This is a genomic window from Kitasatospora purpeofusca, assembly GCF_042691725.1.
In the GTDB taxonomy this organism is placed as follows: domain Bacteria; phylum Actinomycetota; class Actinomycetes; order Streptomycetales; family Streptomycetaceae; genus Kitasatospora; species Kitasatospora purpeofusca_B.
On record NZ_CP170483.1, the window covers coordinates 4,075,693 to 4,090,416 of the forward strand.

General features: G+C 73.0%; 13 protein-coding genes and 1 pseudogene. 4 read left to right on the forward strand and 10 right to left on the reverse strand.

Annotated elements, in window-relative coordinates; genetic code table 11:
* Window positions 1-18 precede the first annotated feature (18 nt).
* A complete protein-coding gene (locus ACFCLZ_RS17155; protein ID WP_014137597.1) occupies window positions 19-378 on the reverse strand; it encodes an NADH-quinone oxidoreductase subunit A in 360 nt (119 codons plus the stop codon).
* A 491-nt stretch (window positions 379-869) separates the two neighbouring features.
* Window positions 870-1,811 (reverse strand): DMT family transporter, encoded by a 942-nt coding sequence (locus tag ACFCLZ_RS17160; protein ID WP_380285773.1) that lies wholly within the window; start codon window positions 1,809-1,811, stop codon window positions 870-872.
* Window positions 1,812-2,053: 242 nt separating this feature from the next.
* Here ACFCLZ_RS17160 and ACFCLZ_RS17165 point away from each other — a divergent pair, with 242 nt between their 5' ends.
* Entirely contained in the window at window positions 2,054-2,716 is a 663-nt protein-coding gene (locus ACFCLZ_RS17165; protein ID WP_380285774.1) for a peptidylprolyl isomerase, read from the forward strand.
* Window positions 2,717-2,811: 95 nt separating this feature from the next.
* Complete coding sequence (locus tag ACFCLZ_RS17170; protein WP_380285775.1) at window positions 2,812-3,144, forward strand: MazG-like family protein; 333 nt, start codon at window positions 2,812-2,814, stop codon at window positions 3,142-3,144.
* 13 nt (window positions 3,145-3,157) lie between these two features.
* Here the strand turns inward: ACFCLZ_RS17170 and ACFCLZ_RS17175 are convergent.
* From ACFCLZ_RS17175 to ACFCLZ_RS17205, 7 genes and pseudogenes are all read right to left on the reverse strand, one after another.
* Window positions 3,158-4,513, reverse strand: a pseudogene (locus ACFCLZ_RS17175) (geranylgeranyl reductase family protein); the annotation flags it as partial.
* 113 nt (window positions 4,514-4,626) lie between these two features.
* Window positions 4,627-5,319 carry a demethylmenaquinone methyltransferase gene (locus ACFCLZ_RS17180; RefSeq protein ID WP_380285776.1) on the reverse strand — a complete coding sequence of 231 codons (693 nt, stop codon included), beginning with the start codon at window positions 5,317-5,319 and terminating at the stop codon, window positions 4,627-4,629.
* Between the two features lie 113 nt (window positions 5,320-5,432).
* Window positions 5,433-6,020: a hypothetical protein gene (locus tag ACFCLZ_RS17185; protein WP_380285777.1), complete on the reverse strand. Its 588-nt coding sequence runs from the start codon at window positions 6,018-6,020 to the stop codon at window positions 5,433-5,435.
* Between the two features lie 277 nt (window positions 6,021-6,297).
* Complete coding sequence (locus tag ACFCLZ_RS17190) at window positions 6,298-6,978, reverse strand: hypothetical protein (protein WP_380285778.1); 681 nt, start codon at window positions 6,976-6,978, stop codon at window positions 6,298-6,300.
* Window positions 6,979-6,992: 14 nt separating this feature from the next.
* The gene (gene mqnC / locus ACFCLZ_RS17195) at window positions 6,993-8,216 is read right to left on the reverse strand and encodes a cyclic dehypoxanthinyl futalosine synthase (protein ID WP_380285779.1); all 1,224 of its coding nucleotides are present in this window, start codon (window positions 8,214-8,216) and stop codon (window positions 6,993-6,995) included.
* Window positions 8,217-8,333: 117 nt separating this feature from the next.
* Window positions 8,334-9,947 carry a serine/threonine-protein kinase gene (locus tag ACFCLZ_RS17200; protein WP_380285780.1) on the reverse strand — a complete coding sequence of 538 codons (1,614 nt, stop codon included), beginning with the start codon at window positions 9,945-9,947 and terminating at the stop codon, window positions 8,334-8,336.
* A gap of 106 nt (window positions 9,948-10,053) precedes the next feature.
* Entirely contained in the window at window positions 10,054-10,956 is a 903-nt protein-coding gene (locus ACFCLZ_RS17205) for a menaquinone biosynthetic enzyme MqnA/MqnD family protein (RefSeq protein WP_380285781.1), read from the reverse strand.
* Window positions 10,957-11,322: 366 nt separating this feature from the next.
* On the opposite strand from ACFCLZ_RS17205, the gene ACFCLZ_RS17210 reads away from it, so the two are divergent.
* Window positions 11,323-11,526 (forward strand): cold-shock protein, encoded by a 204-nt coding sequence (locus ACFCLZ_RS17210; protein ID WP_344337792.1) that lies wholly within the window; start codon window positions 11,323-11,325, stop codon window positions 11,524-11,526.
* 234 nt (window positions 11,527-11,760) lie between these two features.
* Here the strand turns inward: ACFCLZ_RS17210 and ACFCLZ_RS17215 are convergent, their stop codons facing one another.
* A complete protein-coding gene (locus ACFCLZ_RS17215) occupies window positions 11,761-13,110 on the reverse strand; it encodes a dicarboxylate/amino acid:cation symporter (RefSeq protein WP_380285782.1) in 1,350 nt (449 codons plus the stop codon).
* Window positions 13,111-13,494: 384 nt separating this feature from the next.
* Between ACFCLZ_RS17215 and ACFCLZ_RS17220 the strand changes: the two genes are divergently transcribed.
* On the forward strand, window positions 13,495-14,721 hold the full coding sequence (locus ACFCLZ_RS17220) for an MFS transporter (protein ID WP_380285783.1): 1,227 nt from the start codon (window positions 13,495-13,497) through the stop codon (window positions 14,719-14,721).
* The last annotated feature ends 3 nt before the right edge of the window (window positions 14,722-14,724 follow it).

The following is a 14,724-nucleotide window of genomic DNA, read 5'->3' on the forward strand; positions in this document are numbered from 1 at the left end:
CGTTCACAAAGTCAGCGGTCAGTCCCACTCCAGACCGCCGCGTCGCCAGACGTAGGCGTAGGCGACGAAGACGGTGGCGATGAACAGGAGCATCTCGACCAGCCCGAAGATCCCCAGGGCGTCGAAGCTCACGGCCCACGGATAGAGGAAGACGATCTCGATGTCGAAGACGATGAAGAGCATCGCCGTCAGGTAGTACTTGATCGGGAACCGACCGCCGCCCACAGGCTGCGGGGTCGGCTCGATGCCGCACTCGTACGCCTCCAACTTGGCCCGGTTGTAGCGCTTGGGGCCGGTCAGTGAGGCCATCACGACGGAGCCGACCGCGAACGCCGCCGCGATGGCACCGAGTACGAGGATCGGCGCGTAGGCATTCATAGCCCCCGCTCCCTCCGTCCAGTCGTCCTTGACTGCAGATCGGAACCGTCGGGTCACACTGCGGTGAACCCGGCACTCCAGTTCCCGAGATCCACCTCATGTGAGGCAGTTCACAAAGCCTGGAACGAGCGCATCTTATGCCCGTCGGCTTGTGATCTGCGACACGCAGTTCAAGACGATCTTTGTGATCTCCGCCACCTCGCGAATCGTGGCGAAGGTGAGCATGGCGAGATTTGTCGACGCAAAGAAGTCAAATGGTCACAAGCTGTCGCATTTATCTGCGAAGCGGCTGGTCAGGGCCGCGCGCCTATATCAACTATGCCTCGTCGAGAGCAAATTTTCGGGCGTCATGTTGACGTGTTATAGCGGCTCACTCGCAGGGGTGGCGGCTGCGCGAACGTCCGCTTGACCCTTCGTTCACAAGCGCGCGAGCGCTGCTCGGACGCGGTTCTCCCCCGCCCGGGCGGCGCCGGTCGGACCCGGTCCCGCCGTCACGCCGGCACGGACCCGCGCTCCGCCGCAACCTCCGCCGGAACGTCCTCCGGCCGCGGCACCGAGGCGGTCCGCCGGCCCCACTCGGTGCCGACCAGCACGAGGGCACCGCCCAGCAGGGCGAGCGGCCCGAGGTGGTTGCCCGCCAGGGTGATGCCGAACACCGCGGCCCAGAGCGGCTCGGTGCCCAGCAGCAGGCTGACCCGCGAGGGCGAGGTGGTGCGGACGGCCCACATCTGCACGAAGAACGCGAAGAGCGTGCAGAGCAGCGCCAGGTGCAGCAGCCAGCCCCACTGGGCCGGCCCGTAGGCGGCCGCGACCGTCCAGGGCAGCGGACCGGCGAACGGCGCGACGACGGCGAACACCAGCGTCGCGGCCGCGAGCTGGACCCAGGTGACGGCCAGTGTGTCGCTCTCCCGGATCGACCGGGCCCGGGCGGTGGCCAGCACGTTGACCGTCCGCACGACGGCGGCGCCGAGCACCAGCAGGTCCCCCGAGGCCGGGGCCCGCAGTCCGCCGTCCCCGGTGAGCAGCGCGATGCCCAGCACCGCCAGACCGGCCGCCGCGAGGAAGGAGCGCGGCAGCGGCGTCCGGGCCAGCGCGCTCTCCGCCAGCGGGGTGAACACGATCGTGAGGCTGATGATCAGGCCCGCGTTGGTCGCCGAGGTGTGCACCGCGCCGAACGTCTCCAGGAGGAAGATCGCACCGAGCACCAGCCCCAGCCCGGCCCCGCCCAGCCACTCGGCGCGTCGCAGCCGCCGCAGCGACCGCCAGGCCGCGAGTCCCAGGACGGGCAGCACCAGGCCGAACCGCAGCACCAGCATCGCCACCACCGTTCCCGGTTCGGCCACCCGCTGCACCGCCAGGAAGCTCGACCCCCACACCACCGCCACCAGCAGCACCGGCAGATCACGCAACAGGAAGGAGGACGGAGCGCGCACGGGCGGAGCCTCTCCCGGGGTTCGAGACGCGGGGCGCTCGAAACGAACGGAACCGGCACACGAGAGTCACGCACGTCGTCGGACGGATCCCGGGGCAGAGCGGGGCCCGCCATCCTCGCGCACCGCAGCGCTCGCGATCAACGGTTTCCGGCCCCCTACCGGATCCCCGGCCCGCCGTGGATGATGTCGCCATGCCAACCCAGCCGTCCCCCACCCACCGGAAGGCCCGTCACGTGAGGCGCATGCACTGGGCGTTGACCGCCGCCGCTACCGTCCTCCCGCTCGTGGCGAGCACCGGCGTCGCCGTCGCGGACACCCCGTCGACCGGCGCCGCCGCGGCCGGCACCACCTGCACCTACACACCGGCCGTCCCGGCCGACAACTTCAAGGGCATCCCGGTCTTCGACGCCCGGAAGGCCGCCAAGCCGTACCGGGCGACCCTGAAGACCTCCCAGGGCGCGATCACCTTCCAGGCGCTGACCGACAAGGCGCCCTGCACGACCTTCTCCTTCCGGTTCCTCGCCGAGCACGACTACTTCGACCGCAGCCACTGCCACCGGCTCACCACCCAGCGGATCTACGTCCTGCAGTGCGGCGACCCGACCGGGACCGGGAGCGGCGGCCCGGGCTACTCCTTCCCGGACGAGAACCTGGAGGGCGCCACCTATCCGGCCGGCACGGTCGCCATGGCCAACGCGGGGCCCCACACCAACGGCAGCCAGTTCTTCTTCGTCTGGAAGGACACCAAGCTCTCCCCCGCCTACACCCCGTTCGGCCGGATCACCGAGGGCCTGGACGTGCTGCAGAAGATCGCCGCCGGAGGCGAGGACGACCAGAACAACCCCGGCGACGGCTTCCCCACCCTGCCGGTGAACATCCGCAACGTGAAGATCGCCGCCCGCTGAGCCACCCGGCGCCCTCCCGTACGGTGGAGCACGCCGTCACCAGGGCACCACACAGGCCGGCACGGGCCGCCGACACCGCACGGGAGCAGCGCCGCATGGACAGCAGGATCTGGGAAAGCGTCGACCACCTGGTCGCCCGGCTCGACGAGGAGAGCCCGCTCCCCCCGCCGGAGGAGCGGCTCGCCCGGATCCTCAAGCTCTCCGAGGAGGTCGGCGAGGTCAGCGCCGCCGTGATCGGCGTCACCGGCCAGAACCCGCGCAAGGGCGTCACCCACAGCTGGGAGGACGTCCAGCACGAGCTGTGCGACGTGGTCTTCTCCGCGCTGGTCGCCCTGCGCACGCTCACCCCGGACGCCGCCCGGGTGTTCGCCGACCGCCTCGCCTACGTCGAGCAGCGCACCGCGGCCGGCTGCGACCAGGGCAGCTGACGGGGCCCGCCGGTCAGGCGTTCGGCGCGGCCTTGGCCAGGCCGTTGATGATGCGGTCCATGGCGTCGCCGCCCTGCGGGTCGGTGAGGTTGGCGAGGAGCTTGAGGACGAACTTCATCAGGACCGGGTGGGTCAGCCCGCGCTGGGTGGCGAGCTGCATGACCTTCGGGTTGCCGATGAGCTTCACGAAGGCCCGGCCGAGCGTGTAGTAGCCGCCGTAGACGTCCTTGAGGATGCGCGGGTAGGCCTGGAGCGCGCGCTCCCGCCCGCCGTCGGTCACCCGCGCGAGGGCCTGGACGATCACCCCCGCGGCGATCTGGCCGGATTCCATCGCGTAGGCGATGCCCTCGCCGTTGAACGGGTTGACCATGCCGCCCGCGTCGCCGACCAGCAGCAGGCCGCGGGTGTAGTGCGGCTGCCGGTTGAAGGCCATCGGCAGCGCGGCCCCCCGGATCGGGTCCGTCATGTTCTCGGGCGTGTAGCCCCACTCCTCCGGCATGCCGGCGCACCAGGCCTTGAGCACCTCGCGCCAGTCCAGCTCGCCGAAGGCCGGCGAGGAGTTGAGGATGCCGAGGCCGACGTTGGAGGTGCCGTCGCCCATGCCGAAGACCCAGCCGTAGCCGGGCAGCAGCTTGCGCTCCCCTTCGCGGGTGTCCCACAGCTCCAGCCAGGACTCCAGGTAGTCGTCGTCGTGGCGCGGGGAGGTGAAGTAGGTGCGGTAGGCGACGCCCATCGGGCGGTCCTCCCGGCGGTGCAGGCCCATGGCGAGCGAGAGCCGGGTGGAGTTGCCGTCGGCGGCCACGACCAGCGGGGCGCGGAAGGTCACCGGCCGCTTCTCGTCGCCGAGCTTGGCGGTGACCCCGACGATCCGGCCGGTCCGCTCGTCCAGCACCGGGCCGCTGACGTTGCAGCGCTCGTAGAGCCGGGCCCCGGCCTTCTCGGCCTGGCGGGCGAGCAGTTCGTCGAAGTCGGCGCGCTTGCGGACCAGGCCGAAGTCCGGGAAGGCCGACAGCTCGGGCCAGTCCAGCTCCAGCCGGACCCCGCCGCCGATGATCCGCAGGCCCTTGTTGTGCAGCCAGCCGTTCTCGGTGGACACGTCGATGCCCATGTCCACCAGCTGCTTGGTGGCCCGCGGGGTGAGGCCGTCGCCGCAGACCTTCTCCCGGGGGAAGCTGGTCTTCTCCAGCAGCAGCACGTCCAGACCCGCCTGCGCGAGGTGGTACGCGGTGGTGGACCCGGCCGGGCCGGCGCCGACCACGATGACGTCCGCGGTGCTCTCCACAACGCCTGCGCTCAGGTCAACGGCGGTCTCGGACACGGTGGGCACACTCCTGCTGGGGGGTCGGCCGGCCGGTGGGGGCCGGCGCGGCTGGGCTTGGACGAGTCTATGAGCTGCGGACGGCGCCGCGGCCGGACCCGGGCGGGCGGAACCGACGGCGGACCTACGGCGGGGCCGGCACGCGGGCCGGCCGCGGCGGCCGGTCAGACCTTGTAGGCCCGGTGCAGGGCGACGATCCCGCCGGTCAGGTTGCGCCAGGCCACCTTCGACCAGCCGACCTCCTGCAGCCGGGCGGCCAGCGCGGGCTGGTCCGGCCAGTCGCGGATCGACTCGGCGAGGTAGACGTACGCGTCCGGGTTGCTGCTGACCGCGGTGGCGACCGGCGGCAGCGCGCGCATCAGGTACTCGGTGTAGACCGTCCGGAACGGCGTCCAGGTCGGCGTGGAGAACTCGCAGATGACCAGCTTGCCGCCGGGCTTGGTGACCCGCAGCAGCTCGCTCAGCGCCGCCCCGGTGTCCTGGACGTTGCGCAGCGCGAAGGAGATCGTCACCGAGTCGAAGGTGCCGTCGGCGAACGGCAGCCTGGTGGCGTCCCCGGCGGTCAGCGCCAGCTCGGGGTGGCGGCGCTTGCCCTCGGCGAGCATGCCGACCGAGAAGTCGCACGGCACGACCCGCGCGCCGGCCTCCGCGAAGGGCAGCGAGGAGGTGCCGGTCCCGGCTCCGAGGTCGAGCACGACGTCCCCCGGCCCGGCGTCCACCGCCTCGGCCACCGCGCGACGCCAGGCGCGGGCCTGGCCGAGCGAGAGTACGTCGTTGGTCCGGTCGTACTGGGCCGCGACGTCGTCGAACATGGCGGCGACTTCGTGCGGCTGCTTGTCCAGAGAGGCTCGGGTCACGCCCCCCATTGTTCACCCTGGCTCCGACGATCCGGGCAAGGGGGCGCCTTCCGGGCACCCCCGGAACACGACCGGGGCGCATCCGGGCCGCCGCCGGGACGTCCGGGGCCGCCTCAGTGCAGCCCGCGCCGCCCGCCCGCGCGGCGCCGGCGGCGCGAGCGCTTGCCCTGCGTTATCGCCGGCATCCCGTCGGCCAGCACCTCGGTCGCCAGGGCGACGGTGCTGGCGAACCGGTTCTGCCCGCTCCGGACGGCCACCGCCCTCCGGTGCCGCCGGATCCGCAGCACGCAGACGGCGAACAGCAGCACCGCCACCGGCACGCTGAACCGGGCCAGCCCGACGCCCACCGGCTGCGGGTAGGTGTCGCCGCAGATCCGCACCGCCTTCGGCTCGTCGGCGGCGTGCTCCAGGCAGACGGTCTCCCCGAGCCTGGTGCCGTCGGCCAGCGGCAGCGCGGTGGCGGTGTGGTGCTGGCCGGCCGCCTGGTAGCTGACGGTGCTGTAGGAGCCGCCGCCCTTCGGCAGCTGGGTCACCACGCCGTCCACCCGCACCGGGTGGGCCCCGATCCGGTCGGCCTGCTCGGCCTGACGCCACCCCAGCAGGCACATCCCGACGGCCAGCACGGCGCTGAGCACGGCGGTGAGGTACCAGCCACGGCCCAACCGCGGGGAGCGCTGCGGGGGGACGGTCGCGGATCGCATGGTTCCTGTCCTGGCTTGCGTTCAGGGCCTGGGACGGGGCCCCGCCACCCGTGGGCACGGGCGGGTGTGTGGTGAGGGTACGGACTGAGCTGAGCCGGATGCTATCCGCTGGCGGGCCCTCAGGTCACGGCGAAAGGACAATCAGGCCACGCGGACGAAGGCGCAGTTCAGTGGCGCACGAAGCAAGTCCCGTTCATCACACGGGAGTACGGGCGATGACGGCCGAACCGTCCGACTACCGGCGGGTAGGGTACGACCGGGCAACCCGGGACCGCGCTCAGCGCCGCCGGAACACCAGCCGGCCGGCCAGCACCGTGGCCCGGCAGCCCCCGGCCCGCGGCCCGTCCGGCCCGCCGGCACCGGCAGCACCACTCGCACCGGCCGCACCACCCGCATCCGCCGCTCCGGGCGCGAACACCGCGAAGTCCGCCCGGCCCCCGACCGCCACCCGGCCGTACCCGGCCTCGGCGAGCGGCAGCACCGCCAGCGGGTCCAGCGGCCCGGCCCCCGCGTCCTCCCCGGCCCCCGGCAGCACGACCAGCCCCGACCGGGCCACCGCCGTCCGCACCGAGGCACGCTCGAACGGCCCGGCCACCGCCGTCACACCGGCGCCGAGCATCCGCTGCAGCCCGCGCCGGGCGCTCGCCCCGCAGCGCGTCTCGTCCCGCTCCCCCGTCAGCCCCTCGGGCACCGGCTCGTCCCCGACCCCTTCGCGCGGGTCCGGATGGTACGCCCGCTCCAGCAGCCAGTGCCCGTACGGGTTGCGCAGCCCGGGCGTGAGCAGCGCGTCGCCCCAGTCCCGGACCCGGGCCGCCGGGTGCGCCGCCGCCAGCCCGGCGTACGGGCCGACCGCCCCGACCAGCTCACCGCGCACGAGCACCGCCCCGTCGGCGTGGGACGGGGCGGTGGGATCGGCCGGGTCGGGCAGCACGAGGGCGGCCCGGTGCAGGGTCAGCACGGCGGGGCGGGACCTCAGTCGTTGTCGAGGATCTTCAGCTCGGGGTGCGCGGTGCCGCCCTCGATCGCGGTGGAGGCGATGTGCGAGGCGACCCGCGGGTCGACCGGGTCGTTGGCCGGGTCGTCCAGCACCCGCAGGTGCTCGTACGTGGTCGAGCGCTGCGCGGGGACGCGGTCGGCGGCCCGGATCAGGTGGATCAGCTCGGTGAGGTTGGAGCGGTGCTTGGCGCCGGCCGCCGAGACCACGTTCTCCTCCAGCATGACCGAGCCGAGGTCGTCCGCGCCGTAGTGCAGCGACAGCTGGCCGGCCTCCTTGCCGGTGGTCAGCCAGGAGCCCTGGATGTGGGCGACGTTGTCGAGGAACAGGCGGGCGATGGCGATCATCCGCAGGTACTCGAAGACGGTCGCCTGGGTCGACCCCTTCAGGTGGTTGTTCTGCGGCTGGTAGGTGTACGGGATGAAGGCGCGGAAGCCGCCGGTGCGGTCCTGCACGTCGCGGATCATCCGCAGGTGCTCGATCCGCTCCGCGTTGGTCTCACCGGTGCCCATCAGCATGGTGGAGGTGGACTCCACGCCCAGGCAGTGGGCGGCCTCCATGATCTCCAGCCAGCGCTCGCCGGACTCCTTGAGCGGCGCGATCGCCTTGCGCGGGCGCTCCGGCAGCAGTTCGGCGCCGGCGCCGGCGAAGGAGTCCAGGCCCGCCCGGTGGATCCGGGTGATCGCCTCCTCGATCGGGACGCCGGAGATCCGCGCCATGTGATCGACCTCGGACGCGCCCAGCGAGTGGATCACCAGCTGCGGGAACTCCGCCTTGATCGCCGAGAAGGCGCGCTCGTAGTACTCGACGCCGTAGTCCGGGTGGTGGCCGCCCTGGAACATGATCTGGGTGCCGCCCAGCTCGACGGTCTCGGCGCAGCGGCGCAGGATCTCGTCGAGCTCGCGGGACCAGCCCTTGTCGCTCTTCGGAGGCACGTAGAAGGCGCAGAACTTGCACGCCGTCACACAGACGTTGGTGTAGTTGATGTTGCGCTCGATGATGTACGTCGCGATGTGCTCGGTACCCGCGTAGCGGCGGCGGCGCACCGCGTCGGCCGCCGAGCCGAGCGCGTGCAGCGGGGCGGAGCGGTAGAGCTCCAGCGCCTCCTCCGGGCTGATCCGGCCGCCGCCGGCCGCCCGGTCGAGCACGGCCTGCAGGTCGGTGCTGGGCGCATCGAGGGTGGTCGCTGCGAGCTCGGACACCTGGCGGCCTTCTCTCTCTCGGTACTTCACGTGCTACTTGTGCGACGAGTGCGACGCCGTGCCGGGGCACCGGGGCGCATCCGGTTCAGCCTACGCCAGCGCTTTCCGGCCCCCGCGTCAGCCCGCCCGGCGCAGTGTCCCGGACGGGTTCCCGGCGCTGGGGTCGGCGGAGGTGAAGCGGATCGTGCCGTCCTTCTGCAGCGCGAGCGTCTCGGCGTAGGAGCCGCCGGTGCACGCGCCGGGCAGCGAGGAGCGGACCAGCCGGGAGGTGAAGACCAGCTTCTCCGGCTCGGCCGAGGTGAGTGTCCAGGCGCCCTCGCAGGTGATCGAGAGCAGTCCGGTCAGCTCGTTGCGGCTGGCCGTGGCGGCCTGCCCGATCGCCGCGCGGCCGACGACCAGTGTCGTGGTGCCGGCGGGCACCCCCTTCTGCGTGGTCATCTCCCCGCTCCAGGTGCCGAGGAACGCCTCCGGTACGGCGTTCGGCCCCGTCGCCGCACCCGCCGCCGCACCCGCTGGCGTGGTCGCCGCGGGCACCGGGGACGGCGGCGGCGACACCGTGCCCGACCCCGACGGCAGTGGCGGTGCCGGCGAAGGGCTCCCCGCCGCCGGGGCGGTGGACCCCGGCCCCGGCGCGTCCTCCCCCCACACCCGGTACGCCCCGTACCCGCCGCCCGCGAGCGCCAGCAGCACCGCCCCGGCGGCCAGCCCGGCCGTGCCCCGCCGCCGGGAGCCGCCCGTTCCCGCCACCGCGCCCCCGCCCGGCACGTAGGTCGGCGTCCGCTCCCCCTCCGCCGGATCTCCGGACACCGCCCCGGTCCCGGCCTCCGCCTCCAGGTCCAGCAGTTGCACCGCGCTGCGCCCGACGGCCGCCGCCAGCTCCGGCGGCAGCCAGTCGCCCCGCCCCGGCCGCCCGACGGCCGCGCCGTCCGGGTCCAGCCACTGCCCCAGCTGCCGCGGCGTCGGCCGGGCCGCCGGGTCCTTGGCCAGGCAGTCGAGCACGATCGCGCGCAGCGGCCCGCCGTCCAGCCCGGTGAGGTCCGGCTCCTCGTGCACCACGCGGTACAGCAGGACGGCCGCGCTCACCCCCTCCCCGAAGGGGTGCACCCCGGTGGCCGCGTACGCGAGCACCGCGCCGAGCGAGAAGACGTCACTGGGCGGCCCGGCCGGCCGGCCGTTCGCCTGTTCGGGCGACATGAAGCCGGGCGAGCCCACCACGAACCCCGACCGGGTGAGCCCGGTGGTCGCGTCGAGGGCCCGGGCGATGCCGAAGTCGATCAGCCGGGGCCCGTCCAGGGTGAGCAGCACATTGGACGGCTTGACGTCACGGTGCACCAGCCCGAGCCCGTGCACGTGTTCCAGCGCCTGCGCCAGGCCCGCGCCGAGGGTGCGCACGGCCGGCCCGGGCAGCGGCCCGTACTGCCGGACGGCGCCGCCCAGCGCGGGGCCGGCGACGTAGCCGGTGGCCACCCAGGGGTGCTCGCCCTCGGTGTCGGCGTCCAGGACGGGCGGCGTCCAGGCGCCGCCGACCCGGCGGGCGGCGGCCACCTCCTGCCGGAACCGGGCGCGGAACTCGGCGTCCTCGGCGAGCTCGCCGCGCACCACCTTGACCGCCACCGTGCGGCCGCCGGCCGTCCGGCCGAGGTAGACCCGCCCCATGCCGCCCGCGCCGAGCCGCCGCAGCAGCCGGTAGGCGCCCACCTGGCGCGGGTCGTCCGTTCCCAGTGCCTGCATCCCGCGCACCCTCCCGTCACCCGCCCGGCCCCGCCGCCGGGGCCGTCTCGCGTGCAGACGCTATCGGGCGGCGGGAGCGCGCGGTGTCACCGGCGGGCGGGACCGCTCAGGCCACCGGCTCCGGCGCCGGCTCCAGCAGCCGGACGGCCACGTCGGGGGCGAACCCGCTGTCGTGCGCGACCCGTCGGGCGAACTCGGCGACGCCGGCCAGCTGCCGCTCGCCGAGCGAGAAGTCCAGCGCCTCGCTGAAGTACCGCTCCAGCACGCCCGCGTCGAAGGCCTCCCAGCGGGCCGCCTGCTCGGCCACCTCGCGGGCCTCGACCAGCGAGAGGTCCCGGGACTCCAGGAAGGCCCGGTGGACGGCCGCGGTCAGCTCGGGGCTGCGCTCGGCGAAGTCGCGGCGGGCGGCCCAGACGGCGAAGACGAACGGCAGCCCGGTCCACTCCTTCCACATCGCGCCCAGGTCGTGCACGGCCAGGCCCTGGTCGGCCGCCTGCCCGAGGTAGGCGCGCAGCGCCGGGTCGCCGATCAGCACGGCCGCGTCGGCCTCGGCGAGCATCGCGTCCAGGTCGGGCGGGCAGCTGAAGTACTCCGGCCGCACCCCTTCGCGCTCCTCCAGCAGCAGCCGGGCGAGCCGGACGGAGGTGCGGCTGGTGGAGCCGAGCGCGACCCGTCGGCCGTCCAGCTCGGACAGCGGCAGCTTGCTGACGATCACGCAGGACATCACCGGGCCGTCGCTGCCCACCGCGATGTCCGGGAGCACCAGCAGGTCGTCCGCGTGCCGCAGGTACTCCACACAGGTGATCGGACCGATGTCGAGGGAACCGCCGACCAACTGGTCGCTCAGCTTCTCCGGAGTGTCCTTGGTGAGATCCAGATCGAGCAGGTTGCCGGTCCTGGCCAGCCCCCAGTAGAGGGGGACGCAGTTGAGGAACTGGATATGCCCGACCCGGGGCCGGACCGGGGTGTTCTCCTGGGGCTCCTGCGTTTCCGCATCCGGTACTGCCACTGCGCCGCTCCCTTGCTGTTCGTGCGCCTCCCCGCAGCGTATGCCCGCCGTCCCGCGAGCCCCGCACCGCCCTTCCGGGACACCCCGCCGAGCCTCGCACCGAGCGTCACAACGGCCTTACGACACGCGCCGTCCAGCCCGCAAGTCACCCCTGGTCGTCACAGCAACCGCATGCTAGCGTTGCCCTCAGTTGCAGTTTGATTCCCCTTGCAGTACTTGAAGCCTGCGGAGCATGTAACCGCGGGCTTTTTGTAGTTTTTCAGCAATATCGAAAAACTCCGGGCCCGTCCGGAGGCAGGGCGATCAGCGCAGCGGACCGGGTGCCACACGGTGTGGCCCCGATACGTCCCTCGCAAGGAGAACGGCATGGCTCAGGGAACCGTCAAGTGGTTCAACGCTGAGAAGGGCTTCGGCTTCATCGCCCAGGATGGCGGCGGCCCCGACGTCTTCGTCCACTACTCCGCCATCAACGCGAGCGGTTTCCGCTCGCTGGAGGAGAACCAGGCGGTCAGCTTCGACGTCACCCAGGGCCCGAAGGGCCCGCAGGCGGAGAACGTCACCCTTATCTGACCATCCTCAAAGATGATCTGATCGCTCGGGACCCCGCCGGGTCCGCCGACGGCCTCCGGCCGTCACCGTGAGCACAAGAGCTGCAGTACCCAAGGGGGCCCGCCATTCGGTGGGCCCCCTGCCTTGTGCCCCGCGCCCCGGGGCACCGGCTCCGCACGGCAGAACGAGAACGCCGAAGGGCCCTCCTCCCGTCCCGGGGAGCAGGGCCCTTCGTGGTACCCGTTCGAAGGGGCGTCAGGCCGTCGCGGGGGCCTGGTTCGGGCCCTTGCCCTGGGCCGGGATCACGGCCGGGGCCTCGTCGTAGAGGTCACCGGTGGGGTTGTTGTAGGCGACCAGGTCGAGGGTCTTCTCCCGGGCCGCGACCACGATCGGCACCAGGGCCTGGCCGGCGACGTTGGTCGCGGTGCGCATCATGTCGAGGATCGGGTCGATGGCCAGCAGCAGGCCGACGCCCTCCAGCGGCAGACCCAGGGTGGAGAGGGTCAGCGTCAGCATGACGATCGCACCGGTGAGACCGGCGGTGGCCGCCGAGCCGATCACCGAGACGAAGGCGATCAGCAGGTAGTCCTTGATGCCGAGGTCGATGCCGTACACCTGGGCCACGAAGATCGCGGCCAGCGACGGGTAGATCGCGGCGCAGCCGTCCATTTTGGTGGTGGCGCCGAACGGAACGGCGAACGAGGCATACTCGCCCGGGACGCCGAGGCGCTCGGTGACCCGGCGGGTGACCGGCAGGGTGCCGACCGAGGAGCGCGAGACGAAGGCCAGCTGGATGGCGGGCCAGGCGCCCTTGAAGAAGTTGACCGGGTTGAGGCCGGCGGCGAACTTCAGCAGCAGCGAGTAGACGACGAACATCACCAGCGCGCAACCGACGTAGACGTCGACGGTCAGCGTCGCGAACGGCTCCAGCAGGTCCCAGCCGTACTTGGCGACCGACTTGCCGATGAGGCCGAGGGTGCCGAGCGGCGAGAGCCGGATGACCCACCAGAGGGCGGTCTGGACCAGTTCCAGGACCGACTCGCTGAGCTTGAGGATCGGCTCGGCCTTCGCGCCGAGCTTGATCACGGCGGCGCCGGCCACGATCGCCAGGAAGACGATCTGCAGGACCTCGACCTCGGTGAACGCGGTGACGATGTTGGTCGGGAAGATCCCGGTCAGGAAGTCGATCCAGCTGCCGGTGGACTTCGGCGCCTTGAGGCCCTCGGTCTTGAGGTCGGTGCCCGAGCCCGGGTTGGTCAGCAGGCCGAGGCCGAGGCCGATGGCCACCGCGATCAGCGAGGTGATCGCGAACCAGAGCAGGGTGCGGACGGCCAGCCGGGCCGCGTTGGTGACGTTCCGCAGGTTCGCCACGCTCACCAGGATCGCGGTGAACACCAGCGGCGGGACGGCGAGCTTCAGCAGCTGGACGAAGATCCGGCCGATCGTCTCCAGGGTGGTGGCCAGCCAGGAGATGTCGGCCGCGCGGGCCAGGTAGCCGAGTCCGACGCCGAGCACGAGGCCGGCGACGATCTGGACCCAGAAGGGGGTCTTACGGATTCTGGCGAGCACGGACGGCGACGAAGTCGCCTCGGGCGCTGTGGACATGACGGTGCGGCTCCGGGGGAGGCGTTGCTGGGGGTGAGGCAGGGGGGAGGAGGACGGCGGCACGGCACGCGGGCCGGACGGGAAGGGGACCGGCCCCGGTCAGGGGCGTGCCGCCCGAATACAGCTCATGGCGCGACAACGGCGCGGGCTGTCCACAGCACCGGCCAGACGACACGCGCGGGCGGCGCCGGGCAGCGGGCCCGGGCCGAGCGGCGAACGTGCGTCTGAGGTGGTCACGGCCGACACATTAGCAGTAAAGCTTTGAGATGTTCAAAGTAGTTGTTTGAGTTCCGGACGCGTGCCGATTGACCGACCGACAGTTATACGTATAACTTGAGTCGCATCCCCCGTCCGTCGCCCTGCCCAGACCGGAGACCCCCGCCCATGGGCTACCTCGCCCTGCTCCGCGCCCCGCACGTCGGCCGCCTCCTGTTCGGCACCCTGCTCGGCCGCCTCCCGGCCGGCATGACCGCCCTGGTGATCGCCCTGGCGCTGCGCGAGGTCGACGCCCCGTTCAGCAGGATCGGGCTGGCCACCGCCGCGTACGCGATCGCGGCGGCCGTCGGCGGACCGGTGCTCGGCCGGATCGTGGACCGCACCGGGCAGCCGCGCGTGCTGCTGGTCTCGGCGGTGGTCGCCGGCGGCGGGTACGCCCTGCTGGCCCTGGCCCCCGGCTCGGCGATCGCCGCCCCGCTCGGCGCCGCGATCGCCGGACTGGCGATGCCCCCGCTCGAACCCTGCCTGCGCTCGCTCTGGCCGGACGTCGTCGAGGAGGAGCAGCTCGACACCGCCTACGCCTTCGACTCCGCCTCCCAGCAGATCCTCTACGTGGCCGGCCCGCTCGCGGTGGCCGGCATCGCGGGCGCGGTGAGCGCGGTCGCCGCGCTCTGGGTGGCGGCCGGGCTCGGCCTGGCCGGGGCGCTCGTCGTCGCCACCGCCGCACCGGCCCGGACCTGGCAGGCTCCGCCGCGCGCGCACTCGTCCGGCCTGCTCGGCCCGCTCCGCTCCCCCGGCCTGGTCCTGCTGCTGATCGGTCTGGCCGGGGCCGGCTGGGCGGTCGGCGCGCAGAACGTGCTGTTCATCGCCTACGCCGAGGCCGACGCCGCGAACGGCCTGCCCGGCGGCGCGGGCACCCTGCTGGCGCTGGCGGCGCTCGGCGGACTGCTCGGCGCGCTCGCCTACGGCGCGGTGCCGTGGCGCAGCTCGACCGCCACCCGCACCTGGCTGATGGCACTCGCCATGGCCGTCAGCTATCTGCCGCTGGTGCTGCTCCCCGGTCCGGCCGCGATGGCCGGGCTCGCCTTCCTGTCCGGGATCGCGCTGGCCCCGCTGCTGGCGGCGGCGTTCGTCCTGGTCGCCGAGCTGGCCCCGACCGGCACCGTGACCGAGGCCTTCGCCTGGCTGGTCACCCTGTTCGCGACCGGCAACTCGCTCGGCTACGCCGTCTCGGGCCACCTCGCGGAGGGCTCGCTGCGCCCGGTGGCGCTGTGCGCGGTGGGCGGGATCGGCCTGGGCGGGGTACTGCTGTTCGGCGCCCGCCGCTGGTTCCGGCCGGTCGCCGCACCGGCCGGGGCGCAGCCGCTGCCCGCCGAACCGGTGCCGGTGGGCTGACGC